This window comes from Aliibacillus thermotolerans (genome assembly GCF_027853235.1).
Taxonomy (GTDB): Bacteria; Bacillota; Bacilli; order Bacillales; family Marinococcaceae; genus Aliibacillus; species Aliibacillus thermotolerans.
This window is the reverse complement of the sequence record NZ_WKJG01000028.1, coordinates 61,854-87,270: the sequence shown is the minus strand read 5'-3', so window position 1 is coordinate 87,270 and position 25,417 is coordinate 61,854. Positions and strand designations below refer to the sequence as shown.

General features: G+C 39.4%; 28 protein-coding genes. 17 read left to right on the top strand and 11 right to left on the bottom strand.

From position 1 onward, the window contains the following. Positions 1–160 precede the first annotated feature (160 nt). The 3 genes from GJS40_RS03645 to GJS40_RS03635 are packed head-to-tail and all read left to right on the top strand — an operon-like array spanning position 161 to position 3,979. On the top strand, positions 161–1,735 hold the full coding sequence (locus GJS40_RS03645; RefSeq protein WP_270896214.1) for a spore germination protein: 1,575 nt from the start codon (positions 161–163) through the stop codon (positions 1,733–1,735). After that, positions 1,732–2,904 carry a Ger(x)C family spore germination protein gene (locus GJS40_RS03640; RefSeq protein ID WP_270896213.1) on the top strand — a complete coding sequence of 391 codons (1,173 nt, stop codon included), beginning with the start codon at positions 1,732–1,734 and terminating at the stop codon, positions 2,902–2,904. Before GJS40_RS03645 ends, GJS40_RS03640 begins: the two co-directional genes overlap by 4 nt. A gap of 16 nt (positions 2,905–2,920) precedes the next feature. Further along, on the top strand, positions 2,921–3,979 hold the full coding sequence (locus GJS40_RS03635; protein WP_270896211.1) for a GerAB/ArcD/ProY family transporter: 1,059 nt from the start codon (positions 2,921–2,923) through the stop codon (positions 3,977–3,979). Between the two features lie 49 nt (positions 3,980–4,028). On the opposite strand, the gene GJS40_RS03630 is transcribed toward GJS40_RS03635, so the two are convergent. After that, on the bottom strand, positions 4,029–4,913 hold the full coding sequence (locus GJS40_RS03630; RefSeq protein ID WP_270896210.1) for a DMT family transporter: 885 nt from the start codon (positions 4,911–4,913) through the stop codon (positions 4,029–4,031). After that, complete coding sequence (locus GJS40_RS03625) at positions 4,892–6,055, bottom strand: MFS transporter (protein ID WP_270896209.1); 1,164 nt, start codon at positions 6,053–6,055, stop codon at positions 4,892–4,894. Before GJS40_RS03625 ends, GJS40_RS03630 begins: the two co-directional genes overlap by 22 nt. 110 nt (positions 6,056–6,165) lie before the next feature. On the opposite strand from GJS40_RS03625, the gene GJS40_RS03620 reads away from it, so the two are divergent. Both GJS40_RS03620 and GJS40_RS03615 read left to right on the top strand, forming a co-directional pair. After that, complete coding sequence (locus GJS40_RS03620) at positions 6,166–6,438, top strand: YciI family protein (RefSeq protein WP_270896208.1); 273 nt, start codon at positions 6,166–6,168, stop codon at positions 6,436–6,438. Positions 6,439–6,450: 12 nt separating this feature from the next. After that, complete coding sequence (locus GJS40_RS03615) at positions 6,451–7,317, top strand: NAD(P)-dependent oxidoreductase (protein ID WP_270896206.1); 867 nt, start codon at positions 6,451–6,453, stop codon at positions 7,315–7,317. 49 nt (positions 7,318–7,366) lie between these two features. On the opposite strand, the gene GJS40_RS03610 is transcribed toward GJS40_RS03615, so the two are convergent. Continuing rightward, positions 7,367–9,133, bottom strand: a complete 1,767-nt coding sequence (locus tag GJS40_RS03610; RefSeq protein WP_270896205.1) for a UbiD family decarboxylase — start codon at positions 9,131–9,133, stop codon at positions 7,367–7,369. Between the two features lie 169 nt (positions 9,134–9,302). On the opposite strand from GJS40_RS03610, the gene GJS40_RS03605 reads away from it, so the two are divergent. From GJS40_RS03605 to pepF, 8 genes are all read left to right on the top strand, one after another. Next, positions 9,303–10,514: a putative glycoside hydrolase gene (locus tag GJS40_RS03605; RefSeq protein ID WP_270896204.1), complete on the top strand. Its 1,212-nt coding sequence runs from the start codon at positions 9,303–9,305 to the stop codon at positions 10,512–10,514. A 65-nt stretch (positions 10,515–10,579) separates the two neighbouring features. After that, complete coding sequence (locus tag GJS40_RS03600; protein ID WP_270896203.1) at positions 10,580–11,812, top strand: glycosyl hydrolase family 18 protein; 1,233 nt, start codon at positions 10,580–10,582, stop codon at positions 11,810–11,812. A 116-nt stretch (positions 11,813–11,928) separates the two neighbouring features. Next, positions 11,929–12,504 (top strand): GNAT family N-acetyltransferase, encoded by a 576-nt coding sequence (locus GJS40_RS03595; protein ID WP_270896202.1) that lies wholly within the window; start codon positions 11,929–11,931, stop codon positions 12,502–12,504. Positions 12,505–12,525: 21 nt separating this feature from the next. After that, the gene (locus GJS40_RS03590; protein WP_270896200.1) at positions 12,526–12,663 is read left to right on the top strand and encodes a hypothetical protein; all 138 of its coding nucleotides are present in this window, start codon (positions 12,526–12,528) and stop codon (positions 12,661–12,663) included. A 285-nt stretch (positions 12,664–12,948) separates the two neighbouring features. Continuing rightward, the gene (gene spxA / locus GJS40_RS03585; protein ID WP_270896199.1) at positions 12,949–13,344 is read left to right on the top strand and encodes a transcriptional regulator SpxA; all 396 of its coding nucleotides are present in this window, start codon (positions 12,949–12,951) and stop codon (positions 13,342–13,344) included. A 394-nt stretch (positions 13,345–13,738) separates the two neighbouring features. Beyond that, entirely contained in the window at positions 13,739–14,407 is a 669-nt protein-coding gene (gene mecA, locus GJS40_RS03580; RefSeq protein ID WP_270896198.1) for an adaptor protein MecA, read from the top strand. A gap of 68 nt (positions 14,408–14,475) precedes the next feature. Then, on the top strand, positions 14,476–15,657 hold the full coding sequence (locus tag GJS40_RS03575; RefSeq protein ID WP_270896197.1) for a competence protein CoiA: 1,182 nt from the start codon (positions 14,476–14,478) through the stop codon (positions 15,655–15,657). A 67-nt stretch (positions 15,658–15,724) separates the two neighbouring features. Then, positions 15,725–17,539 carry an oligoendopeptidase F gene (pepF, locus tag GJS40_RS03570; RefSeq protein ID WP_270896195.1) on the top strand — a complete coding sequence of 605 codons (1,815 nt, stop codon included), beginning with the start codon at positions 15,725–15,727 and terminating at the stop codon, positions 17,537–17,539. Between the two features lie 51 nt (positions 17,540–17,590). Here pepF and GJS40_RS03565 read toward each other — a convergent pair whose 3' ends face one another. The 5 genes from GJS40_RS03565 to GJS40_RS03545 all read right to left on the bottom strand — a co-directional run bounded on the left by GJS40_RS03565 (position 17,591) and on the right by GJS40_RS03545 (position 20,605). Beyond that, positions 17,591–17,764: a hypothetical protein gene (locus GJS40_RS03565; RefSeq protein ID WP_270896194.1), complete on the bottom strand. Its 174-nt coding sequence runs from the start codon at positions 17,762–17,764 to the stop codon at positions 17,591–17,593. 75 nt (positions 17,765–17,839) lie between these two features. Next, the gene (locus GJS40_RS03560) at positions 17,840–18,757 is read right to left on the bottom strand and encodes a ClpXP adapter SpxH family protein (protein WP_270896192.1); all 918 of its coding nucleotides are present in this window, start codon (positions 18,755–18,757) and stop codon (positions 17,840–17,842) included. Positions 18,758–18,779: 22 nt separating this feature from the next. Next, positions 18,780–19,160: a globin domain-containing protein gene (locus tag GJS40_RS03555; RefSeq protein ID WP_270896190.1), complete on the bottom strand. Its 381-nt coding sequence runs from the start codon at positions 19,158–19,160 to the stop codon at positions 18,780–18,782. Positions 19,161–19,328: 168 nt separating this feature from the next. After that, positions 19,329–20,003 carry a lytic transglycosylase domain-containing protein gene (locus tag GJS40_RS03550; RefSeq protein ID WP_270896188.1) on the bottom strand — a complete coding sequence of 225 codons (675 nt, stop codon included), beginning with the start codon at positions 20,001–20,003 and terminating at the stop codon, positions 19,329–19,331. A gap of 5 nt (positions 20,004–20,008) precedes the next feature. After that, a complete protein-coding gene (locus tag GJS40_RS03545; RefSeq protein WP_270896187.1) occupies positions 20,009–20,605 on the bottom strand; it encodes a CYTH domain-containing protein in 597 nt (198 codons plus the stop codon). A gap of 86 nt (positions 20,606–20,691) precedes the next feature. Here GJS40_RS03545 and GJS40_RS03540 point away from each other — a divergent pair, with 86 nt between their 5' ends. Genes GJS40_RS03540 through GJS40_RS03530 form a run of 3 tightly spaced genes read left to right on the top strand, consistent with a single transcriptional unit; the run spans position 20,692 to position 22,638 of the window. Then, on the top strand, positions 20,692–21,150 hold the full coding sequence (locus GJS40_RS03540; RefSeq protein ID WP_270896186.1) for a UPF0738 family protein: 459 nt from the start codon (positions 20,692–20,694) through the stop codon (positions 21,148–21,150). Between the two features lie 35 nt (positions 21,151–21,185). Then, positions 21,186–21,821 (top strand): GTP pyrophosphokinase, encoded by a 636-nt coding sequence (locus GJS40_RS03535; protein ID WP_270896184.1) that lies wholly within the window; start codon positions 21,186–21,188, stop codon positions 21,819–21,821. Between the two features lie 22 nt (positions 21,822–21,843). After that, positions 21,844–22,638, top strand: a complete 795-nt coding sequence (locus GJS40_RS03530; RefSeq protein WP_270896182.1) for an NAD kinase — start codon at positions 21,844–21,846, stop codon at positions 22,636–22,638. A gap of 4 nt (positions 22,639–22,642) precedes the next feature. Here the strand turns inward: GJS40_RS03530 and prpE are convergent, their stop codons facing one another. Further along, positions 22,643–23,383, bottom strand: coding sequence for a bis(5'-nucleosyl)-tetraphosphatase PrpE (gene prpE, locus GJS40_RS03525; RefSeq protein WP_270896180.1), 741 nt, complete (start codon positions 23,381–23,383; stop codon positions 22,643–22,645). A gap of 178 nt (positions 23,384–23,561) precedes the next feature. Between prpE and fabI the strand changes: the two genes are divergently transcribed. Next, positions 23,562–24,344: an enoyl-ACP reductase FabI gene (fabI, locus tag GJS40_RS03520; protein ID WP_270896179.1), complete on the top strand. Its 783-nt coding sequence runs from the start codon at positions 23,562–23,564 to the stop codon at positions 24,342–24,344. 67 nt (positions 24,345–24,411) lie between these two features. Here fabI and GJS40_RS03515 read toward each other — a convergent pair whose 3' ends face one another. After that, positions 24,412–24,861, bottom strand: coding sequence for a small multi-drug export protein (locus tag GJS40_RS03515; protein ID WP_270896177.1), 450 nt, complete (start codon positions 24,859–24,861; stop codon positions 24,412–24,414). A gap of 92 nt (positions 24,862–24,953) precedes the next feature. Next, entirely contained in the window at positions 24,954–25,367 is a 414-nt protein-coding gene (locus GJS40_RS03510) for a hypothetical protein (RefSeq protein WP_270896176.1), read from the bottom strand. Positions 25,368–25,417 lie beyond the last annotated feature (50 nt).

The window sequence follows — 25,417 nt, the reverse complement described above, 5'->3', positions numbered from 1 at the left end:
ACCACCTTTTCTTCCGCTACCCTTCTTTACATGAAAATGTATCACTGAAGTAAAAATATCACGAGAATGTCGCACTTTTATATTTTTGCTCGGTCATACATATTCCTACATTTTTTATTTAAAGATAAGACAAGCTAAATATCGGAAAGGAGAGTGTTTTATGGGTTCTTACAACAATGTTCACCGAGTGATAAAAAGACTGCAAGGAAAGAAAAAGAAACAAGAAGCACAACACTCGGACTCTTCACATAATGACTCACTCTCTCCTAACCTAGAAGAAAATGTAACCGCCATCAAGCAGATTCTTGGAAATAGTCCTGACGTGAGAATACGTTCGATTACGATTCCTTTGACGAAAAATAAGAAAATAAAAGCGGTCGTTTTATCCATTGATGGAATAATTGATCAACAAGCAATTAGAGAACATGTGATTCGACCGCTCAAGGAAGAACCGATAGATGATGTTGGAGAGTTGCTTGATGCTATTCAACAACGGATCTATATCAACGAAGTCACAGTAACAAAAGCGTTAAAAGAAAGCCTCCCTAAAGTATTAAAAGGAAACACCCTTCTTCTTGTCGATGGTTTGACGGAAGGGTTACTAATTAATGCTTCTAAATATGAGTCGAGATCGATTGAGGAGTCAGAAGCGGAGCAAACGATACAAGGGGCAAGGGATGGTTTTATTGAATCGCTCCAAGTAAATATTTCGTTAATTCGCCAACGTATCGCAGACCCTCATTTGCATTTTGAAACATTTGAGATTGGAGAAATTACGAGAACTACCGTTGTCATTGGATATATGAGTCACATTGTTGATGACGCACTGGTAGAGCGAGTAAGAACACGATTGCAAGACATCAAAGTGGATAGCATTGAAAGTTCTGGGGATATTGAACAACATATAGAAGATCATCCTTACTCCATATTTCCGACCATTGGAAATACCGAAAGACCAGATGTTGCCGTTTCTGCTCTGTTGGATGGACGCGTTATTATTTTAATTAATGGTACTCCCGTCTGTCTCTATGTTCCTTATTTGTTTATTGAAAGCTTGAAAAACGTCGAAGATTATCACTCGAGACCGTACTATACTTCCTTAATTCGAATCATTCGCTTCTTTGCATTCGTCATTAGCACGACATTTCCAGCCATTTATATGGCCGCTTTAAACTTTCATAAAGAAATGATTCCGTCAGATATGATTGTGCCCGTTGTTCAGGCAAGAGAGGCCGTTCCTTTTCCGCTTACTTTGGAAATTATCATTACCATTATTATGTTTGAAGTCATCCGAGAAGCAGGGGTAAGACTGCCACAGCATATTGGGGCAGCTTTTAGTATTGTAGGTGCTTTAATTTTAGGGGAAGTGGCAGTCGCTGCAGGTTTGTTTGGGGCACCGACCATCATCATCGTTTCCATTTCATTTATCGCAGCTTTTGTCATTACCCCTATTACAGATGTAACCGCCCTCTTAAGACTGTTATTTTTTATTGGCAGCAGTCTTTTCGGGGCATATGGATTATTTGTCATGTTGCTTGCTATCTTAACGCATATGGTATCGCTAACATCGCTAGGAGTCCCTTATATGTCTCCGTTATCGCCATTTTATTTACGAGATCTAAAAGATACGATCGTGAAATTCCCGAAACGATGGTTAACACATCGTCCTCAAAGTATTCCGAATAAAAAACCGAAAAAAGTGGAGTCACTCCCTGAAACGGGTGGGAAACAATGAAGAAATTAATCATGATCTTGCTGTTTATTACATTGTTAGTTGGTTGTTGGAATAGCCATGAAATTGACGATTCGTTATTTGTCATTGGAGCAGGGATCAATCGCAGTGATGGGGACCTTATTTTTAGTACGGAAAGTATTAAACCGACGTCGGCAGGAACTAGTCCACAAGGACAAACAAAAGATAATGTCATTTTACAAATACGGTCAAAGTCGATGCTCAATGCAGGAAGACAGTTTATTCGTTATGCGAAACGACGGCTTATTTTCACCCATTGTCGGACATGGATTATCGGAGAGGAATTAGCTAAAGAAGAGTTTGTAAAACAATTGGATATATTACGTCGTCATGAAATGCTACGTTTAAATAGTTATTTATTTATCACACCAGGAGACCCATTGGCTATTTTGGAAAACCCCTCTCTTTATGATGATTTGTCATCCATGGAAATTATTTCGGCAATTAATCAAACGGAGTACAATGCGGAATATCCTGTGATTAACTTAAGAGAATTTTATCGTTTGTTAGAAGAAGAAACGAGAAACGCCCATTTGCCAATCATCACAACGAGAAGAGTGGATGAATCCACCGTAACATCTCTAGAAGGAACTGCCATTATCAACAACAACAGAATGGTTGGAAAGTTAACGATTAATGAATCGGTCGGTTTGAACATTTTATTAAATAAAGCAAAAGGGGGAAGTTTAACCGTCGAACTTGGAGAAGACGAGGAAGAAAACTGGGCAACGGTTAACGTGAAAGATTGTTATGCCAAAATAAAACCAAGACTGGAAGGTAATAAGGTGAAAGTCGATATTCAAGTGAATGTGGTCGGTTTACTTGGTGAATATGTAACAAATGATGAAGTGAGTGAAGATTTCATCCTACAAGTAGAAGAGAAAGCTTCAGAAGTAACAAAAGAGTTAGTTCACAATACAATTAAAAAGCTACAACAATTAGAAACAGATGCGATGAAGTTAGGTGTGTACATGCATCGGAAGTACCCAAAAGAATGGCAAAAATTAAAAGACAATTGGAATGAATATTTTAAAGAAGCGGATGTATCCGTACGTGTTGAGCACGATGTGAGAGACCCAGGACTACTTATGAACAACTTACAGCAGAAACAAGAAAATGAACCAGACAGGTCATTGTATTCAATTTTTTAATGTGAAGGTGAAAACAATGTTAACGAAATGGGAGACATTATTTGTACTCGTTATGACTTTACCGATTATGGGACATGTCGTCATTCTCCCGTTATTATTAGATATCGCAGGTAGGGATGCTTGGTTATCCATTATTATTGCACTTCCAATCGGTTTCGTACTTGCTTATTTTATTTTTCATATTCGGAAAAAGTTCCCGGAAAAAAATTTCAATGAATGGCTCACTCTATTGTTGGGAAAATGGGTGGCAAAGATTGTGGTTGTCATTTTAATCATATACTTTCTTTTTTTGACTGTCGTTTCTTATTCATCGCTCATTAATTTAATTTATATCGGTTTTTTATCGGATACCCCTCGTTGGGCACTCGCGCTTTGGTTTCTTATTTTCTTTGTATACGCAGCCCTAAAAGGAGTAAAACGAATTGCACTTACTGCCGGGATCCTCACTTTTATCGGAATGGTTACCGGTCACACCGTTACGTTAATGGACGCTGTGAAAAAAGAGTGGGGGTACCTCCTTCCTGTATTAGAATTTGGTTGGACGCCGGTTATTTTAGGAACATTGCTACTAACGAACATTTGGATAGAATTGTTCCTATTATTAATTATTCCTATAAAACATACGGAAACGAAAAAATACTTTTGGTATTGGGGCGCGGGGGTTTTTTTAAATGCATTGATGATGTTTTCAACAACAAGTGGAGCTATTACGATTTTCGGATTAGGACAAGCAGAAAATTTTCTTTATCCCGCATTTTCTATTACTCGTATCATTAATTTAGAATTTATTGACCGGTTTGACATCTATTCACTCATCTTGATGGTGATTGGCGCTTACGTTCGTTGTAGTTTGTATTTGCGCTTGTCCTATGATTTAAGTACACAATCGTATCACGCGCAGTGGTTTAAAAAATTAATATTTTCTTTTTTCACGCTATCCGTTTTTGTGGCTACGATTTATATCGGGAATGACTTTTTCCGATATGAAGGACTCGTTAAAATTTATGGGTATTCGTTCTTGTTGCTACCGATTTTGTTTTTGTTACTCATTCGTGCGCGAAAGGTTGTTCCTTGATAGAAGACATAAGATATGGAAAGAACGCCCCCCCTTGTCACAGGTGCTTTTATACACTTTTTCTTTTTTTACCAAAAAAATTGACGAGAAGAATACTAGAAATCGCAATCGCCCCTCCAATGAAAGAAAGTGTACTCGGCCATTCGTCAATCCATATCCAAGCGATAAGAATCGCAAGGACAGGCTCAAGATACATGAGCATCGTGACTTTACTCGCTTCAGCTAATGAAAGCGCAATGGCCCATGTGGCATATGCAAGTGCAGCTGGGAAAACCCCAACATAAATCGCTGTCACATGTGCTTGAATGGTCGCATTCCCCCAACTTTGAAAAAGATCAGGTAAAAAGATAACCATCGGAATGGTACCCGCCCACGTAAAATAAGCCGTTAATTCTACCGGATGATAGCGACGGTTTAACGTTTTTTGAAAAACAAAAAATATCGATGTAGAAATGGTAGCAATAATGACATAAATCGCACCGATAGAAATGGAAAACACCGCCTCACTTGTTCCAAGGGTGATTAAGACGATGCCAAAGAAACCAACTGTTAACCCGATCCATCCTAATAGATCTATTCGCTCTTTTAAAAAAAGAGCAGCAATAATGGAGGTGAAAAAAGGGGAAGAACCGACGATCATGCTTGCTGTTCCTGCTTCCACCGTTTCCATTCCAAAGGTGATTCCAACGTGATAGACAGTAATCCCTAAAAATCCTAATACAAATATTTTGCTAAGATCCTTCCGTTCGGGTAATTGAAATTGTTTTTTTGAAAATAAAAAGAAAAGAAGAAAAAAGAGAGAAGCAACAAGAAAACGCATCAACACAAGAGAGGTTGGTTCATAACCTTCCTTCAAACTAAGTCGAATCGCTGCAAATGCAGAAGCCCATAAAATAATGGTAATGCTTCCCATTATCCACGCTTTTCTTGCCAATTTTCATCCCTCCCAAAGAAAAAAGAAAGTAGTAACGTGCTGAAAGCGAGAAGAGCAAAAAACGCACCAACATACGGGTTATAGGAAAGAGAACCCCATTCAATCACAACACCACCAATAAAAGAACCAAGCGCAATTCCAAAATGTAAAGCTGAGTTATTCATACTTTGTTGGATATCAGAGGTGTTTGGAGCAATGTCGTACAAGTGGTTTTGTAACGGAGGAGATAATGCCCAACTCATCGCTCCCCAAATCACTGTTAAAACGATAAAAACAGGGATAAAAGAGGAGACTGGAATAAGAATGAAAGTCATTATGAATAAAAAAATGACCGAAAAAGCAGTGGCTTTTATTCCGACTCGGTCGGATAACATCCCGCCAAGTCCTCCCCCGGTAATAGCAGCAATGCCAAATACCCAATAAACGACGCTCATCCAAACGTCTTCCATACCAATGATTAATTTCAAATATGGACTTAAGTAACCATACAATGTATAGTGTCCCGCTAAAAAAAGTAAGGTGGAGAGATGAGCAAAAATAACTTGTTTGTTTTTAATGCTGTTCCATTGTTCTTTCCAAGGCACGGGAGAAGAAGGTTCCATTGGCGGTAATAAGAAGTATATACCGATCATTGCCAGTAAAGTAAGGAGAGAAATAAATATAAATGGCGCTTGCCAACTAAACATATTTCCAATGAGTACACCGATTGGTACCCCTAATACAAGGGAACCACTAACTCCCATATATACAAGACCAATGGCGCGCCCTCGTTTTTCCGGAGTAGAAATTTTCGAAGCGATGGTAATGCTTAACACAACTAAGAGAGCAGCACTCATGGCAGAAATCATTCGAGCTATCATGAACGTCCAGAAGGTGTGACTAACAGTGGCAAAGACGTTCGCAAAGAAAAAAGCAGTTAAAGTGAGCAGTAATAATTTTTTTCGTTCGATTTTTCGAGTCATGAGAAGAAGGACAGGTGCTGAGATAGCAAAAGTAACCGAAAAAGCAGAGATAAACAAGCCTGCTTGCAAAAGTTTAATCCCTAAATCAGCCGCGACTAAATCAAGGATACCGACAATAATTAATTCTACTAATCCTGCCACAAAAGATACGATCATCAGAAGATATACACGTTTATCCATTGTTGTCCTTCCTTTCCATACATCCTTTCCCATGATAACATGGAAATAAGGTACGAGGAAAAGACGTCTTCTCGTGACCAAATAACAAACGTGTAGGAAGGTGATTCCATATGTCTTATTTTGCAGTTCATTTAAAAATGAAAGACGAATCATTAAGTAAAGAATACCGTCCTGCTCATCTTGCTTTTTTAGAAGAGCAACATCGAGAGAAAAACGTTGCCGCTTATGGAAAATTTGCAGATGGTTCCGGGGGATTAATTATTTACAGAGGAGAATCTTTGAAACAAGTAGAAGCGCTAGTAAAACAAGATCCGTATGTGGAATCAGGTGCACGAACATATGACATTCGTGAATGGATGATGAATTCAGAAGATTGGGAGTAAGGAGGAAATAGGATGGCGAAAATCGGCTATATCGGACTTGGAAATATGGGCATGCCGATGGCACACAATTTATTAAAAGCAGGCTATGATGTGTACGGTTTGAATCGCTCGAAACAGAAAGAAGAGAGATTCAAACAGATGGGGGGAAACGTCGGCTTTTCACTTCCTGAGCTAGTAAAACAAGTCGACGTCGTGATGACGTGTCTTCCGCTTCCAGAAGATGTGGAGGAAGTGATCCTCGGGGAAGATGGCGTGTTAACCCACATAATGGCAAATCAGTTAGTCATTGATTTCAGCACCGTCTCTCCTTCTCTGCATGAAAAAATCGAAATGGAAGCAGAAAAGAAAAGAGTTTACTATGTTGATGCTCCAGTCAGTGGAGGAACGACAGGAGCGGAAGCAGGCACTCTTTCCATTATGGTAGGGGGGAAAGCAGAAGCATTTGAAAAAGCAAAGCCGTATTTTGATGTCGTCGGGAAAAATATTACCCATTGTGGCTCGATTGGCATGGGAACAAAAGTGAAATTAATTAACAACTACATGGTTGGCTTACATACCATTGCGGTCAGTGAAGGTTTACACTTAGCAGAAAAAGCCGGCTTAGACCGCAAACTTGTCTATGACGTATTAACAAATGGATTTGCGCAAAGTAAAATTTTTGACCGGCATTATCGTGAATTTATCGCAAAAGATATTGACACTCCAGGATTTGCATTGAACTTATTGTTAAAAGATCTTCATTTAGCGGACGATTTAGCAAAAGAGGTAAAAGCGACACTACCAATCGCAACCCCGATGATAGAAATGTTTGAGAAAGCAAATGAGAATCATTACGGAGAAAAAGATATGAGTTCCCTTTATCATTACGTCAACAATTAAAGATTGACGAAAGGAGACGACCTAGTTGACATCGTCTCCTTTTCTCGTGCTATTTCATTTTTATTTTATACTTTTTCCATTTCTCATCGACTAATTTCACTGTATCTGGGTCCGGTTCTACTTCTTTTGGATAGAAAGGTTTCATGCGTGCGTCAATGATGAGTGGGCCTTGATAACGGATGTTGTTACGCACAATGTCAGCTTCTGCATATAAGTCATGGGAAGGATCAAAACGTGTAAACGTCGTCCATAAGAACGATATTTGTGAGTCCGCAATGTCCGCATCGTCGACTAAAAAGACCATTTGCCAGTCAACAAGCTGCTCTTTTGCTATATCCACCAGTCGCTCAGCTAACTTTTCATCTTCTTCATAAGAAGAACCGGAAATGACGAGACAGCCACCACAGAATGGTTTTACTTTCGAAATTCCTGGGATGTTTCCACCAAGATATGTTCGGGTGAGTGTTCGAACCGGCTCTCCAAGTCCTGTCATAATTGCTTTCGAGCCGACATTAAAACTTCTTCCTGTGTAATCTAACGTGTCCATGGAAGTATCATTCATGATGAGTAAATCCCGTTCTGGTCGAAAACGTTCTAATACTGCTTCGAACAATTGCCGGGCATCAGACAGGTCAATCACTTTGTTTGTGACCATTAAAAATTTCGTCAGCGTCAGTTGTCCTTGTCCCATAATGGCAAGTGCGTGGGCAAGGCCTTCTTTATAGTAAGACTCCCGCACAACTGCTCCTGCTAACGAATGGAAGCCGGTCTCACCGTACGTCCATAAACTATGTACTCCGCTCATGACTACTGGGAAAAATGGGCTTAACAGTCGTTGTAAATATTCTCCGATATAATAGTCTTCTTGACGCGGTTTTCCTACAATCGTTGCCGGGTAAATGGCGTCTTTTCTCCGCCACATTTTTTTGATGTCAAAGACTGGAAAATCATGTTTTAAAGAGTAATAACCATAATGGTCTCCGAACGGTCCTTCCGGTTCGCGTACGTGAGGTGGTACAACCCCGCCAAAAGCAAACTCCGCTTCGGCAATTAATGGATGTGGATAATCTTTTACTTTTGTTAACGGTAATTTGTCATCGAGTAATAAAGAAGCAAGCACGAGCTCAGGGATATTTTCTGGCAATGGAGAAATGGCTGTTACAATCAATGCCGGTGGGCCACCGATAAATAACGTCGTTGGAAGCGGCTCATTTTTTTTCTCTGCTTCGTAATGATGAAAGCCACCTCCGCGTTGAATTTGCCAATGCATTCCCCCGCGTTTCGGCTCCCTAATTTCTACGCGATACATCCCGAGATTATGTCTCTTTGTGTTTGGGTCTTCCGTATAGACAAGAGGCAAAGTGACAAAGGGATTGCTGTCCTCAGGCCAAGAAGTGACCGCTGGAAGATCGTGAAGGGAAAAAGATTCTGTTTCTATTTGTCGAATGGGTGCTTTTTGTTTCGATACTTCTTTCATTCCGATGCGGCGTAATTGTTGAAACAATGCTTTTTCTTTCCACAATGCTTTCGGGGTTGGCGGCAACAATGAATCGAGCGCTCTCACTACTTGTTTCGTAAACGCTTCAGGTTTCGGTCCGAATGCAATGTCCACTCGGCGTTCTGTCCCAAATAAATTGGTCACCACCGGTGTTTTTGAACCTTTTACGTTCGTAAAAAACAACGCCGGCCCTTGTTCTTCAATGACGCGTCGGTGAATTTCGGGAATTTCTAAATATGGATCTACTTCTGTTTTTATTTCAACAATTTCTTTTTCTTTTTTCAGTGCTTTCATAAACGAGCGAAGGTTATGATGCACGTCAATCCCTCCTCTAGTGAAGTCTCACTACTAAAGTATAAAGAATCGCGGAATGAAAGTATAGTGAAAGAGAAAAGACAATCTCCTAAAAATTCAATTTTCTATTGGGAATTGTTGTCACAAGATGTATAATTTGATAGGAAGATAGAGATAGAAAGTCGGGGGTAGGATGAAAAGAATCGGTAAAATGGTCATTGGGATTTATTGTAGTTTGATGTTACTCGGAGGAATAGGCGTAGCTAGCGGAGAGGAGGAAATGGAGACAGTCACGGTAATTCCACATACATATAAAGAATTAACGGTAGGATATAAAGAGTTGCCACAAGACATGTCTCGGTTTTATTATAACAGCGGCTATCAATTTGCTTACCCAGAAGATGGTGTAAAAGGAGTGTATGTTACTGGGCATTCTGCTGGAGGAGAAAAATTTCAAGAGTTAATCGATCTCATTCAATCGACGGAATTGAACGCAATGGTCATTGATATTAAAGATGATTACGGTAATCTTACTTTTTTACCTACGGAAGAAATGAACGTGCCTGACATTGGTAAAAATATGATTCGCGACCCGGTCAAGATGATGGACGTGCTAGAAGAACATGAGATTTATCCGATTGCTCGCATTGTTGTCTTTAAAGATACGGTGCTGGCAGAGAAAAAACCGGAATGGTCTTTTACTGAAAATGGCTCCGTTTGGAAAAATGGTCGCGGAGAAGCTTTTGTGAATCCATACGTGAAAGATGTATGGGATTATAATGTAAAAATTGCCGAAGAAGCAGCGAAGTTAGGCTTTCAAGAAATTCAATTCGACTACGTCCGCTTTCCTGAAGGGTTCGAAACGAGGGATGAAATTCTTGAATATTCCCGAGGGGATTACGCTGAAGAAGAAAATCGTGTTACCCAGCGGGTCACAGCGGTTACTGATTTCGTTCATTACGCTTATGAAAAATTAACGTCCAAATATGATGTCGATATCTCTGTTGACATTTTTGGCTACGCCGCAACGATTGATGAAGCCCCTGGCATTGGGCAAAATTTTGCCAAAATTTCAGAACATGTCGATGTCATCTCTTCGATGATTTACCCGAGTCATTGGACGCCTTATTTTGGACTGGATAAGCCGGACCTTTACCCTTATGAATTAACAAAAGCGTATGCGGAAGTGGAAAAGGAAGTACTCGCTCAATTGGACGACCCGCCCGTCTCTCGCCCTTGGATTCAAGACTTTACTGCCAGCTGGTTAGGGGCGGGAAATTACAAAAAATATGGAGTGAAAGAAGTAGAAGAGCAAATTCGAGCTTTAAATGAAGCAGGAATTCATGAGTTTTTATTATGGAATGCGGCGAACAGATATACAAAAGGAGTGGATTACACTCCATAGGTCATACTCTCCTTTATTTACGATACAAATAAAATAGAAACGTACGTAAATAAGGGGGAGTTATTTTGTTTGTATATACGGTGAAAAGCGGTGATTCTCTGTTTCAAATTAGTCAAAAGTATCAAGTGTCCATCGATGAATTAATGCTTATAAATGGCTTAACAGGTCCTGATCTCGTTCCCGGGCAGTCAATCATCGTTCATCGTAACATTTATATCGTGCAACCAGGGGATACGTGGGAATCTATCGCTCAAATGGCATACGTATCCGTTCATGCATTGCGCCAACAAAATCCGACGGTTGGAGACATATTGTATATTGGAATGCAAATCATCATACCAGAACAACCGGCGCATGTTGCTGCAACTTTAAGTTATTTATATATTACCGGAACAGAAAGAGATGCAAGGGTGATAAGAGACTTTGCGCCATATACGACGTACTATGGCTTTTTTGAATACCATCTGACACCGGAAGGAAATGTAAGTTCTTTAAACGATTTACGAGCGATTGAAGCGGCGTGGAATTCTGGCTCCACTCCCCTTGCGACGATTACAAATTTAACAGAAACAGGATTTAACCCTGACATCGTATCGAAAGTATTAAGAGAGAGGCGCGGTTTACTCGTTGAAGAAATTGCTCGCCTTGTGATGGAAAGAGGTTACGGTGGCGTAAACATTGACTTTGAACAAATTGTCGCTGAAGACCGAGATCTTTTTACAATATTTTTAAGAGAGCTGCGGGAACGGTTAGTACCGCTTGGGCGCCTAGTGACAGTTGCTGTCCCTCCAAAAACGGAAGAAGACATTTCGTGGTTACGAGGATTTGATTATGGGGGAATCGGAGCAAGTGTCGATTATATGTTCATTATGGCTTACGATTGGCATTACTTTGGAAGTGAACCCGGACCAGTAGCTCCGATTGAAAATGTAAAAGAAACGATCGACTATGCCTTAACGAAAACAAGGGCAGAAAAAATACTTCTAGGCGTTGCGCTATACGGATACGATTGGCCAGTAGACGGTGGAGAAGGGAAAGCAATCTCCCTACTAGCAGCCCAAAATATCGCCATTAGGAATGGAGCTGTCATTCAATTTGATGAAGAGTCGAAAACTCCTTACTTTTACTATGTTGATCATGGGACGAGAAGAGTCGTCTGGTTTGAAGATTCGAAAAGCTTATCTTTTAAAATGAAGCTCGTACAACAGTATCGCTTAGGAGGAATCGGTGGTTGGCAAATCGGTCTTAACTTCCCACAAGGACCGTGGTTACTTACACATTTTTTGAATGTAGAATAAAAGTGGAGACCATTTATCATCCTAAGAGATAAATGGTCTTTTGACATTTACATGGCGTGATGCTTACTTTTCCTTTATAATATATAATATAACGAACATGGGGGTCCTTCTAAAGAATGAATTGGTATGAGAAATTAAAACAATATTTTCCGATTGAAGAAATGAAGTCAAAGAAACATATGGAGTTATTGTTAAAGGATAGAGGAGATATTTATCATAAAGACGAAGGACCATATCATGTAATGATGTATGTAGAAACAGATACTTTTATATTTATCGATTATTTATACGTTTCAAAAGAAGCCCGCGGGAAAGGTTTAGGAAGAAAATTAATACAAAAATTGAAAGAGCGTAATAAACCAATTATTTTAGAAGTAGAACCTCTCGATTATGAAGATTCGGATACAGAAAAGCGACTTCGCTTTTATAAACGGGAAGGATTTAAACACGCGACTTCTATTGGTTACACCCGTAAATCTTTAGCAACAGATGAAGAGAACACATTAGAGATTTTGTACTGGTCTCCGGAAGATGAAGATGAAGAAAGTATTTTTGAAAAGATGAAACATACGTATGAAAACATTCATACGTATAAAGATAAAGAGTTGTATGGAAAATCGTATCAAAACACAGAGGAAGTATTATCCTTTAATGAAGATTCAAAGAAGGACTCTATGGTTGATGAAGTCTAACGTGTAAAGGAGGGATCTATCGTGAAAAATAAAGAAAAGAGAAAACGTCGTTTAAAGCGAGAGTTGTGGAAAGATTTACTCCGCAAAAATGTCAAAGGTTTGAAGAAGGTCCCGACCCCTGAACAAGTGGCAAGAACGTCATCCAAGTCCATTGCTTAATGGTGAAAGCTGTCTCCATGGAATAGGCGAATGAAATGGGGACAGCTTTTTTCATCATAAAAAGGTTTATCATTAAGAAAAGAGGGAATGAGAAAACTACCACCAAACGATGGTGCAAAGTGTCTGTTTTATCGATAATTATAAGAAAAAATTTTCTTTAAAACCCTTTTCAAATTAGAATTATTATTGTATAATAAAAGTACAATGAAAGCCAAGTTTTATCAATGAAGATCATAAAAGATATATAACAGCTGCTGTATGGCTGGAAGGGAGAGAACGCTGCTAATGGTTAAATTACTCGTATCACCGAGTTGTACGTCTTGTCGGAAAGCAAAAGCGTGGCTTGAAGAACACGATATTCCTTTTGAAGAAAGAAATATTTTTTCCAACCCGTTATCGGTGGAAGAAGTGAAAGAAATTGTCCGTCTAACCGAAGATGGCACGGATGAAATTATTTCCAAACGTTCGAAAGTGTTTCAAGATCTCAACATTGATCTCGAAAACCTGCCATTACAACGTTTGTTTGAATTAATCAGCGAACATCCTGGACTTCTTCGTCGCCCGATTATTTTTGATGAAAAACGTTTACAAGTAGGTTACAATGAAGCGGAAATTCGTCGCTTTTTACCTAGAAAAGTACGCACGTTTAATTTATTAGAAGCACAAAAATTGGTGAACTAATAAAGAAGACAAGGAAAACTTCTACGAAGAGAAGGTGTGGAAGTTTTTCTCTATTTTTTATTTCATTTTAGGAAAATAAATGGACTTTATCTCTTGACAATTCACTGATAATGATTGAAAATAAGCACTTAATAGATGAATTTTTTAAGTGGATTTACGACAGTGAGTCATAATTATCGCTATCAATGTGGAACGATATGTTTAAATTATGGTTTTCCTTCTCTTTCACCGCTCCGCTCCCTCATCAATCTTACACTCATTAATTTGGGATGAGCATTGTTCCTTAACAACCTTGCTCTTATCTTATACAATAGTAGTATCAACAGAGATAAGAATGAATTGAAGAGAGAATGGAAGCGAAGGTCCACCCTATTGCTGAAGGAGGGAGAAGATCGTGGAGATCGAAAGAATTAATGAATCAACGGTCAAATTTTTTATCACTTATAAAGATATAGAGGAAAGAGGATTTGACCGGGACGAAATTTGGTACAATCGGGAACGAGGCGAAGAATTATTTTTCGAAATGATTAACGAAGCACATGATCGTGAAAATTTTGAGATTGAAGGTCCGCTTTGGATACAAGTCCAAGCGTTAGATAACGGGATGGAAATTGTCGTGACAAGAGGACAGATTACTGACGGAAACGTGAAATTAGAGATTCCTGTTTCCCACCATAAAGATGATGTGATGGATGATAATATCGTGGATATGCTTGATGAACAGTTTCACTCTTCACAGAAATCTCGCTATGCCAATGGAAATCATGACAATGATGAATTAGAGATTGTTATCTCTTTCAAAGACTTTGAAGATTTGTTGTCTTTAAGTGAAGTGTTTACTATTCCACACATTCAAAACGAAGTATACCATTTCGAAGACAAGTACTATTTGTATTTAAGATTTGATAACTACTACACTGAAGACGAACAAGATGATATGATTAGTCATGTGCTTGAATACGGCGAAGAATCTGATATTTCTATTCACCGTATTCGCGAATACGGAAAAGTGATTATTGCGGAAGATGGACTGGAAACACTTCGCAAGAAATTCTTATCTTAATTTTTTATACCAGCTCCACAACAAGGAGTTGGTTTTTTATTTTCTCTTTGTCAAAGGAGTATGATGTGATGTTCATTGCAAAAACAAAAGAGAATGAACAAGTCTCTCTGATTCCTCCAATTTCCCCTACTTTTCTAGAGAAGTATTCCCCTCCTTTTTATTGTCCGGTGTGTCAGCAAGAAGTTATTTTAAAAACAGGAAATCATCGTCGTTGGCATTTTGCCCATCTCCCACAAAAAGCTTGCCCTGTCTCTCACAAAGGAGAGTCAGAGATGCATCGCGAAGCAAAAATGATTTTGTATCAATGGTTACGGCAACAAAAAGTACGCGTGGAAATGGAAAAATATTTTCCAAAGATCGAACGACAAGCAGATTTATTTTTGCAGTGGCAATCAAAAAATTATGTGATCGAATACCAACAATCGCCCCTCTCTCCAGAAGAAATGTTGAAACGAACGACGGATTACTTATCACTACAAATAGAACCGATCTGGATGTATGGGAAAAATCGCCTTCGACCTAAAAGATACGCTCAATTTTCGATCCAACCGTTCGAATGGATTGGTCTTCGAGAACGAAGGGATGACCAAAGACATGCTTTCATTTATTTCTCTCCCCAAACAGCTTCCTTTTCATTTTTATTTCCTCGCACCACCGTACAACGGTCAACGATTTTTGCTGATTACTACACACTCCCCCTCTCCAAAGCGACGATTTCCCATGTTGTTCACTTACCGAAAACGATCGATGCTCCGCTGGATTGGAACCAAGAATGGCTTTTACATAAATGGTCTTGGCGCTATCAACGAATTCGTTGGCAGCCATATCCTGATATAACCTCCGTAAAGCAACTATTGTTGGAACAAAAAGCTGATTTGTCGCTATACCCTAGTGAAGCAGGTTGGCCAACGTTATGTAGTGAGACGTTTGCAACACCCATTTATGTATGGCAAACTATTTTTTTACTCCAGTTTCTACAACATGTACTTCTTTATGACACCTTTTCCTTTTCTTCTCTTTTGGACACCTTTCTTTTATTAATCGATCATTATTCCATTCAAACGAGAGAATTTCCTTTTATTTCACAACCACTGGAAAAAAGTTTGTTCGCTTATCTGGAACTACTGACTCGAATGAACGTGTTACAAAAATGTAAGGGAGGATGGAGAAAATTAGCTCCGCTTATTTTACCGCGTGCAGTGGATGACGGATTTAGGATGGATAAAAGATGGCAACATCACATATTTTAACGAAAGACGTACGAAAGTAGCGTTTCACTCTTCTGTTAGGTAAAATAAGGGAGTAGGAGGTGTACTGATGAACAATCAACAATCACAAGCACTACCGAAAAGAGAAGAAATTCCGAAAAAATGGACTTGGGATTTAGAAGCAATTTTTGAAACAGATGAAGCATGGGAAAAAGAATTTGATGCCATCCAAGCATTACTTCCTCAATTAGAGCAATTAAAAGGAACCTTAGGAAAAAGCGCAGATCAATTATATCAAACGTTACAGCTGCAAGATCAAATTTCTGAGCGATTTGGACGATTATATACGTACGCCCACATGCGTGCGGATCAAGACACGAGCAACTCTTTTTATCAAGGGTTGGAAGATCGTGCTTCTTCCCTTGCAGCGAAGATTGGTGAACAGACGGCATTTATTGTCCCGGAAATACTATCTTTATCAGAGGAAACAATTTCCCAATTTTTAAAAGAACATAAGGAATTACAACTGTATCGACATACGTTAGATGAAATTAATAAACAGCGTCCTCATATTTTATCTGAAAGTGAGGAAGCACTTTTAGCACAAGCTTCGGAAGTGATGTCGGTACCTGGGAATACGTACAGCATGTTAAACAACGCAGATTTAAAATTTCCAACAATTAAAGATGAAAATAATCGTGAAGTGCAAATTACACATGGACGTATTTTACGCTTTTTTGAAAGTACAAATCGACGAGTGCGTAAAGAGGCCTTTCATGGGCTGTATGGAACCTATGAGAAATATCGGAATACATTTGCGAGCATGTTAAATGGGCAAGTGAAGAAAAATTTATTTCAAGCAAAAGCCCGAAACTATCCATCGGCTCGTGCGGCAGCTCTTAGTAAGAATCATATTCCGGAAGTGGTTTACGACCAGCTCGTAGAAACGGTGAATAACCACCTTCCGCTACTACATCGCTACGTTCGCCTCCGAAAAAAAGTGTTGCAATTAGACGAATTGCACAATTATGATCTGTACGTCCCCCTTGTTCAAGATGTCGAGATGAAAGTCACTTATGAAGAAGCACAACAACTCGTATTGCGGGCATTTGAACCATTAGGAGAATCGTATGTAAATACAGTAAAAGAAGGATTCGAGAAACGATGGATTGACGTGTATGAAAATGAAGGAAAAAGAAGCGGGGCTTACTCATCGGGTGCTTACGGTACCATGCCATATATTCTGATGAACTGGGAAGACAACATGAACAACGCCTTCACACTCGCCCATGAGTTAGGACACTCTATGCACAGTTATTATAGTAGAAAATATCAGCCTTACCCTTATTCCGGGTATACGATTTTTGTAGCGGAAGTCGCTTCTACCGTCAATGAGGCTCTCTTAAATGATTATTTATTAAAAGAGACGACAGAAAAAAAGAAAAAAGCATATTTATTAAACCACTTTTTAGAAGGATTTCGCGGCACGGTCTTTCGTCAAACGATGTTTGCAGAATTTGAACAAATGATCCATGAGAGTGCAGCCAAAGGAGAAGCCCTTACCCCTGATCGATTAGAAGAGATGTATTACCGATTAAATGAAAAATACTTTGGAAAAGATATGACGTTAGACAAAGAAATTGCTTTAGAATGGGCAAGAATCCCACATTTTTATATGAATTTTTACGTCTATCAATACGCTACAGGTTACAGTGCGGCGGCTGCTTTATCCCGACAAATTTTAAAGGAAGGTGATGGAGCAGTTTCCCGCTACCTCGACTTTTTGAAAGCAGGAAGCTCAGACTATCCAATTAACGTCTTAAAGAAAGCAGGGGTCGATATGACGTCTTCACAGCCGATTGAAGAGGCAATGACATTGTTCCGCGATACGCTTGATGAAATGGAAGCATTGTTGGAGGAGTAGACAACATGTAAGAGGAAGCAACCACCAAGTGAGTCGCTTCCTTTTTCTATGTTAGGAATGAATTCCTTTAAAACCGCGCTTTCCATTGAGCGAAGAGACCGTATAAAAAATCGATAAAAATAAAAATAAACTTGCGATGAAGAGCGGAAATAGTTTCATCAGCCCTAAAATAAACAACAGAAATGAAATCACAATCCCAATGAGACCAACGCTTATTCTTACCATCCTTCTCCCTCCATGTCACTTTTCTTTCATTCGTCTTTTTTCATTATTATTGGAGGGAATAAGAAATTATGCGACTTACGGGGAAGCAGGTCCGATATAGCGCCAAAACGTTCCGTGTTTCACAGGAACTTGTTCAATTTTTCTTTGGAGCACCAGCTTTTTTAACTGAGAAATGGCTTCTCTTTCTTTCCAATCAAATACAACTTCCACTTCTTTCGTTGCGACGAACTTAAAACGTTTCATAAATTCTAGTAAGTTTACTGCTTTTTTTGGAATCGGCTTTTCCCCGAGCATTTCTTGTAAGATTGCGACATAAATGTCGTAAGAGTACAAGCCGGATATTTTTAAACCACCGTCTTCAACAATATCATTAAAAAAAATGAATGTTGGGGATTTATCGACACCCATTTCCAGCGTCGTTTTCATATCACATTGTAAAGCCTTCAGGGCACAATTTGAATGGAAATCTTTTTTAAATAACTCGACATCTAAATCCGTGTCTTTGGCACATTCGATGAGCACTTCTTCATCCGTAATGTTTTTTTTGTGAAGAAATAACAATTCTCTTAGTCTTCGTAAATATTGCACAGATAGCTGTCTTCCTTGCATTTCAGCAGCTTTAATAGCGATGGACGGTGCATGGGGCGAATGAATGGGTACTTCTAACCAAACGTCTCCATCACACGACATCCCAGAGCGACTTCCTGTTTTTTCATACAAATGAGCCAAATTCTTTTGTTCTTTTTTGTACCGAGTTTCGTTCATGTTCCACAAATCTAAATGAGTGGATACGAAATAACGAACGGTAAAATAATGACCGTACTCCAACAATAACTTTTTTAGTACAGGCTCAAAAGCCCAACATTCCGGACAAAGCGGATGGGTAAAAATATACAGTTCAATCTTTTTCTTTTCTTTTATCTTTTCTCCAGGAGAAAGACCACAGATACCCAGCTTTTCATCACACTCTAGCTGATAATCTAACTCTTTCATTGGTCCAGACTCCTTTCTGTCGCTATTCTTCCGGTGTATTTACCATATGCTGTGCGGTGAGCGTTAATCGATAATAAAAGACATCGCGTAGGGGGCCGTGAAAATTTACTTCATCCATTGCTCGTTCCATACATCGTAGCCATGCTTTCGCTCTCGTCGGAGTAATTGGAAAAGGAAGATGGCGTTTCCGTAACATCGGGTGACCGTGCTCTTCCGTGTAGAGAGGGGGACCTCCTAAAAATTGGGTTAAAAATTGTTTCTGCTTTCTCGCTGTTTCTGTTAAATCATCTGGAAAAATAGGAGAAAGGTCTGGGTCATTTTTTACATTTTTATAAAATTGATCGACGAGACGGTGCAGTAACTCTTCGCCGATTCGTTCATACATAGACGCTTTTTCTTCCATAGGGGTGCTCCTTTCTGACAGTAGACAAAGGGTATCATCAAGTGTTCTTCTACGATTCATTGTAGCAATGGCTCATTCACACCGCAAATGATTTGATTTTCATCCAATATAAAAAAAGACTGTCTTAGAAGAGAAAATGGGCTTTTCTAAGACAGTCTATGGTACAGCCTATGAAGAGAGGGAACGATACGTACTCATTACTTTTGGTACATAAGCTTGTGTTTCTTTAAAAGGTGGAATACCGTTGTAGCGATCAACGTTACCAGGGCCTGCATTGTATGCTGCGAGCGCTAAGGTTGGGTTTCCGTTGTAACGATCGAGCATCTCTTTTAAATATCGCGTGCCACCATCAATATTTTCTGCAGGATCAAAAGGATTGCGTACGTTTAAATGCTTGGCGGTTCCAGGCATCAGTTGCATCAGCCCCATCGCACCAACCGGACTTCTCGCTGTTGGATTAAAGTTTGACTCTTGCTTAATAACTGCGTAGATTAAGTTTGGATCGACTCCGTATCGTTTCCCGGCTTGCTCGATTAAGTCTTGGTAATTGCTCGTCACTTTTAATGGAGGTTGCTTATTTTGACTCGTGCCGGAGACTTGTTCTGTCATGTTATCTGCGGTGACTCCGCCGATTTGCTTGCTCCCTTGAAAGTAACGGTATGCCATTTCTGGTGACAAAAATAAAGAAGATGTGGAGTCGTTCGCTAAAGAAGACTGTTGGGATTGTACGGCGTTTTGTAAATACGTTTGAAACACGCCTGCTACGGGTGGATTTGTTCGGTTAGGTTGACGGGAATCTGTTGCCCATATGGATAATAACTCTAATAATGGTGAAATATTCACTTTCCTCACTCCGTTGATTGTTGTAGCTCTTGTAATCGTGTGAAAAAGCGTTTGATCTTACTTTTTGTATTCCTTTTAGGAATATCGTATTGAGATAAAAGGGCATGGAGTAATCTTTCCACTTCTTCCATACTTTCGCCTTCAATCTCTATTTCGAAGTCTTCTTTGTCTAAGTAAACACTGTGATCGAGAAAAAGAGTACCTGTTTGATAAGGAATTTTTGCTCGCTTTGTTTGAAGGGATCCGAATGATTCAATGGGAGAAGGGAGTTTGGAAAATAATTGTATGAGTTGTGATTTTACTTCTCCTTCCGGTAACTCATTCCATTCTTTCAGCCTTTCAACATCAGCTCGAGAAATCGTTTGATTTGTTTCCCATTTCCCAATGTCAGCTTTTTGTTTTAATGTCAACTCGAAACTGTCGTTTTTTTCGCGCGTTCGTAATGACGCTTGTTTTTTCCGAATGGAAAATTCGGGTGTGTCATAATATATGTTTGTTTGCCAAGTGAATTGATCTTCAGTAATTCCAAAGTTTTCACATAACAATTGAAACTCGGTTTTTGTTAAAAGATTTTTTACTTCCATTTCTTTTTCTTTGGCCATCCATACATTCCCTCTTTCTCGTAAAGAGCAATCATAACTAGTTACTATCATAACATATGAAAGGAAAATATCGGGATAGATATTTGTTGAAAAACATTTTCCTAGTGGCTTTATCTCGTTGTGGTAAAATAGATGAGGAAGAAATAATGCGAGGTGGAATGATGGAACACGTCTTGACAGTTACTAACACTTCAAGAAAAGAAAGTGCGCTACATTTACATCCGATTGAAAATTGGCCGCTTTCGGAGTGGCAACGACTGAAAGATGGTATGCGCTTGCTGGTTGATTCCGAAGCGTTAACATTCGTATACGTGTTAGACTCCGATGATGCCTTTGTGCAGCTTCGTCTTCCAAGACAAGTGTGGCCAGTGCTAAAAGAAGCGTATGAAAAAGAATGGGACGTATATGCATCTCTTTATGAACCTATTTTACTTGCTCATTTTCACGAAGAGATGGAGTATGTATTAACGAACATACCTGGAAACGGGAATTATGGAAAGGAAATGGTGGAAGCAGTAGAGGAGATTTTTCAAGTACAACCGTAATAACTGAATAAGAACAAATGTAGGTGGTGTGTTCGATGAGTAATTGGGATACGTTTCTATCACCTTATAAACAAGCGGTGGAAGAATTAAAAGTAAAATTTAAACGACTACGGGATCAATATCAAATGTCTTCCCAACATACTCCGATTGAATTTGTTACTGGTCGAGTAAAACCGGTCACAAGTATTTTAGAGAAAGCCGCCCGTAAAAATATTCCGCTCGATCAGTTATCTACCCAGATGCAAGATATCGCAGGAATCCGCATCGTTTGTCAATTTGTTAGCGATATTGACACAGTGGTAGAAATGTTACACGAACGTTCGGATTTTATTATTGTTGAAGAAAGGGATTACATTAAGCAAAAAAAAGCGAGTGGATACCGCTCGTATCACATGGTCGTCAACTATCCTGTACATACGATAGAAGGAAAAAAAGAAGTGCTTGTAGAAATCCAAATCCGCACGATGGCCATGAACTTCTGGGCGACCATTGAGCACTCTTTAAACTACAAATATCGAGGAGAAATTCCTGCAACGATCAAAAAACGATTACAAAATGCAGCGGAGGCAGCATTCTTGTTAGATGAAGAAATGTCCAAAATAAAAGGAGAAGTTCGTGAAGCGCAACGGATTATGATGAAAAATCAAGAAAAAAACTATCGGTCAAAATAAAGTCTCGCTGGAGGTGTCATCGATGCGATTTGCAGTAACATCACGTGGGGATGAGACATCGAATGCTTTACAAAAGAAGCTCATTAACTATTTACAAGAATTTGACCTAGAATTAAATGAAGAAACACCAGATATTGTAATTACGGTAGGAGGAGATGGAACGCTCTTGCATGCTTTTCATCGCTTTCACGACCGTTTAGATGAAACCGCATTTGTCGGTATTCATACCGGACACTTAGGGTTCTATGCCGATTGGAAGCCGGAAGAAGTAGAAAAGCTCGTTATTCACATTGCCAAAACGCCGTTTCAGGTCGTGGAGTATCCGCTGTTGGAAGTCGTTGTCCGGTATGATGATCACACAAGAGCAGATCGCCATCTCGCATTGAATGAATGTACGATAAAATCTTTAGAAGGCTCTCTCGTTTGTCAAATGGACATTAAAGGCGAACCATTTGAGACGTTTCGAGGAGATGGATTATGTATCTCGACACCCTCCGGCAGTACCGCCTATAACAAGTCTTTAGGAGGTGCGATTTTACATCCTTCCCTTGCCTCTTTACAAGTATCTGAAATGGCGTCCATAAACAATCGCGTCTATCGAACGATCGGTTCTCCCCTCGTTTTACCTCAGCACCACACGTGTTTATTAAAGCCGGTGAATGATGTCGATTTAATGCTGACGATCGATCACGCTTCATTAGTTGGAAAAAATATTAAGTCGTTACAATGTCGAGTAGCGGAAGAAAGTATCCGCTTTGCTCGATTTCGTCCGTTTCCATTTTGGAAGCGAGTAAAAGAATCATTTATTGGCGATTAAATTGCTAAAAAGTTGTAAATTTTTCTTTTTGATACGGAAGGGAAGATGTTACCATTGTAAAAATTTTCTCTGGATAATGAAATGCCGTAAGCGCCCCTCCGAATACACATCCCGTGTCAATGTTTATGGTGTTGTTTATTTGTCTTGGCTGATGGACGGGAGTATGTCCATACACAATGAGTCGTTTTCCCCGATAATGCCGAGCCCAATCTCTTCGCACTGGAGATCCATCGGGATGTTTTTCTCCAGTAATGTCTCCGTACAAAACAAATGTTTTTACTTTCTTCCCTTTTTGTCCGATCAAGTTTTCACGAATTCCCGCATGGGCAACAACTACGTGGTCGTCTGCTAACCGCAAATAAAGAGGGGCGTTTTCATATAACTCCATAAACGCATTTTTTACCTTCTCGTATTCATTAGAGGATAGTTTTTGCAACTCTCTCACCGTCGTTTCTAATCCATGGGTAATTTGAACATTTCTCCCGAGAAAATAACGATATAATTTATTGCAATGATTCCCAGGTACGTACAGTGCGGCTTTTTTTCTTACCATGTTGGTAACAAGCTTGATCGTCTCAACAGAAGCAGGACCTCGATCGGTAATATCTCCAACGAAAACAGGCATTCTTCCTTCTGGATGAATAAATATACCTTCTGACTCATCGTAATGACATTTTTTCAATAAAGCGACTAATTCACGAAAACATCCGTGTACGTCTCCAATGATGTCATACGTGTGATTCAAGCACATCACCTGCTTTTTCGTGTTCGTTCTCTTGCTTGCCGTTTATTGTATCGAATAATCATCCTTATTTTCAACCAATGGTTCGTACATTCAAAAGGATATTGGGAGTAGTAGGGAAGAATGGTAAAATGCTATCATAGTATTGCTAGAAAGAATATGGAATGAAGGAGAGATAGTGATGCCGTTATCGTTAGAAGGAAAAACATATGTCATCATGGGGGTGGCGAATAAAAGAAGTATCGCTTGGGGGATTGCTCAAAGTCTAGCAAAAGCAGGAGCGCGACTTATTTTTACATATGCCGGCGAACGTTTAGAAAAAAACGTAAAACAATTAGTAGAAACGTTAGAGCGGGATGATTCACTCATCTTACCATGTGATATTACCGACGACAACCAAATTGAACAAGCGTTTCAACAAATCAAAGAAGAGGTCGGAACCATTCAGGGGCTTGCCCATTGCATTGCTTTTGCTAATCGAGAAGATTTAAGTGGCGACTATTTAAACACGACGCGCGATGGCTTTTTACTGGCACATAATATCAGTTCTTATTCTCTTACAGCGGTAGCCAAAGCTATAAAAGAATTAGGCTTAATGAATGAAGGCGGCTCAATTGTTACGTTGACATATCTTGGTGGTGAGAGAATCGTGAAAAATTACAATGTCATGGGAGTAGCGAAAGCTTCATTGGATGCAAGTGTTCGCTATCTCGCCAATGATCTTGGAAAAGATAACATCCGTGTCAATGCCATTTCAGCCGGACCTATTCGAACATTATCCGCCAAAGGAATCAGTGGATTTAATGAGGTGTTAAAAGAAATTGAAGAAAGAGCACCCCTTCGTCGCTTAACGAATCAAGAAGAAGTAGGAGATACAGCGCTCTTTTTAATGAGTGATTTATCGCGCGGTATTACGGGAGAAATCATTCACGTCGACGGTGGTTTTCATCAAATTGGTATTTAATGACAACAAGCGAACCAGTCCGGAAAAGGAAGTACGGGGGGTTCGCTTTTTTTCGTAACGAAGTGATTCACCAGCGATTCGTCACAAAATCAAAACCAAGCATCGTAACAATCCCAAAGAAAAGCGTCCATAACAGTAAGCTGATCGTCATCCAAAGGATTGTCCAATATTTCGAAGCTCCTAAAGACATTCCAATAAAAGCAGCGATATGGATCCCAAGTACAATGGGACCTAAAAATGCGAGTCCTGGCAGGCCATACTTGTTCCAAATTCGCTTCGCCCGCTCTTTTCGTTTAGCGGAAGAAGCTTCTTTTTTCTTTTGACGCTTTGTATACCATAATTTGAATTTATCGAACCCAATAATAAGGGCAACAACTGTACTCACATTTCCAAAAAAAGCAAGAAGCATTACCCAAAAAGGGGAAAGGCCTCGAAGGATTCCAAGGGGAATGACAAGTCCTATTTCAAACCAAGGAACTGCCGCTCCGATAAAAATAAGAATATATTCTACAACCACTTGTGTCACCACCTTGTCGCAAAAAATTCAAAAAAAAGAAACCGCATCGCGTCATCTATTCTAGCACGGAGTCGGTTTTTTTGGGAAATAAGTTAATGATTGAATTTTTGATAGCGAAGATAAAGCAGGAAAAGAAAAAATATAGCGTGAGTAAATAATAATAAAGAAAGAGAACGACCGGTAATTTCGCTCATAAAAGGGGAAATAATACCGGCTAATATCCCACTCGCTCCGCCAAACATACTCGAATGATTATCAAATAAACTTCCAAATAACAGTCCGCAACTTGCTCCTAAAAAAGCTGCCGCAATACTCGTTTCTACTAGAAACCCGGGATACATATGAGTAAATAACAGTCCATTACAGAGTGCAAACAGAAGAGGAGGGGTCATGGTCACGTTGACGATAAAGGTAGCACTGTTTTCCGTACGATGCCTTTTTTTCAATAAATAAGAATATAATAGCAATACAAACCACATATTTAACGCGAAAAAAAACCAAAGCATGAGCCATTCCTCCCTATATCTATCACTATATGCCGAAAATAAAAAAGAAT

What these genes read in the sequence shown, in the direction of transcription:
- GJS40_RS03645 (WP_270896214.1), top strand. Translation starts at nt 161, where the DNA reads ATGGGTTCTTACAACAATGTTCACCGAGTGATAAAAAGACTGCAAGGA.
- GJS40_RS03640 (WP_270896213.1), top strand. Translation starts at nt 1,732, where the DNA reads ATGAAGAAATTAATCATGATCTTGCTGTTTATTACATTGTTAGTTGGT.
- GJS40_RS03635 (WP_270896211.1), top strand. Translation starts at nt 2,921, where the DNA reads ATGTTAACGAAATGGGAGACATTATTTGTACTCGTTATGACTTTACCG.
- GJS40_RS03625 (WP_270896209.1), bottom strand. Translation starts at nt 6,055, where the DNA reads ATGGATAAACGTGTATATCTTCTGATGATCGTATCTTTTGTGGCAGGA.
- GJS40_RS03620 (WP_270896208.1), top strand. Translation starts at nt 6,166, where the DNA reads ATGTCTTATTTTGCAGTTCATTTAAAAATGAAAGACGAATCATTAAGT.
- GJS40_RS03615 (WP_270896206.1), top strand. Translation starts at nt 6,451, where the DNA reads ATGGCGAAAATCGGCTATATCGGACTTGGAAATATGGGCATGCCGATG.
- GJS40_RS03605 (WP_270896204.1), top strand. Translation starts at nt 9,303, where the DNA reads ATGAAAAGAATCGGTAAAATGGTCATTGGGATTTATTGTAGTTTGATG.
- GJS40_RS03595 (WP_270896202.1), top strand. Translation starts at nt 11,929, where the DNA reads ATGAATTGGTATGAGAAATTAAAACAATATTTTCCGATTGAAGAAATG.
- spxA (WP_270896199.1), top strand. Translation starts at nt 12,949, where the DNA reads ATGGTTAAATTACTCGTATCACCGAGTTGTACGTCTTGTCGGAAAGCA.
- GJS40_RS03575 (WP_270896197.1), top strand. Translation starts at nt 14,476, where the DNA reads ATGTTCATTGCAAAAACAAAAGAGAATGAACAAGTCTCTCTGATTCCT.
- pepF (WP_270896195.1), top strand. Translation starts at nt 15,725, where the DNA reads ATGAACAATCAACAATCACAAGCACTACCGAAAAGAGAAGAAATTCCG.
- GJS40_RS03565 (WP_270896194.1), bottom strand. Translation starts at nt 17,764, where the DNA reads ATGGTAAGAATAAGCGTTGGTCTCATTGGGATTGTGATTTCATTTCTG.
- GJS40_RS03560 (WP_270896192.1), bottom strand. Translation starts at nt 18,757, where the DNA reads ATGAAAGAGTTAGATTATCAGCTAGAGTGTGATGAAAAGCTGGGTATC.
- GJS40_RS03555 (WP_270896190.1), bottom strand. Translation starts at nt 19,160, where the DNA reads ATGGAAGAAAAAGCGTCTATGTATGAACGAATCGGCGAAGAGTTACTG.
- GJS40_RS03545 (WP_270896187.1), bottom strand. Translation starts at nt 20,605, where the DNA reads ATGGCCAAAGAAAAAGAAATGGAAGTAAAAAATCTTTTAACAAAAACC.
- GJS40_RS03535 (WP_270896184.1), top strand. Translation starts at nt 21,186, where the DNA reads ATGAGTAATTGGGATACGTTTCTATCACCTTATAAACAAGCGGTGGAA.
- GJS40_RS03530 (WP_270896182.1), top strand. Translation starts at nt 21,844, where the DNA reads ATGCGATTTGCAGTAACATCACGTGGGGATGAGACATCGAATGCTTTA.
- fabI (WP_270896179.1), top strand. Translation starts at nt 23,562, where the DNA reads ATGCCGTTATCGTTAGAAGGAAAAACATATGTCATCATGGGGGTGGCG.
- GJS40_RS03510 (WP_270896176.1), bottom strand. Translation starts at nt 25,367, where the DNA reads ATGCTTTGGTTTTTTTTCGCGTTAAATATGTGGTTTGTATTGCTATTA.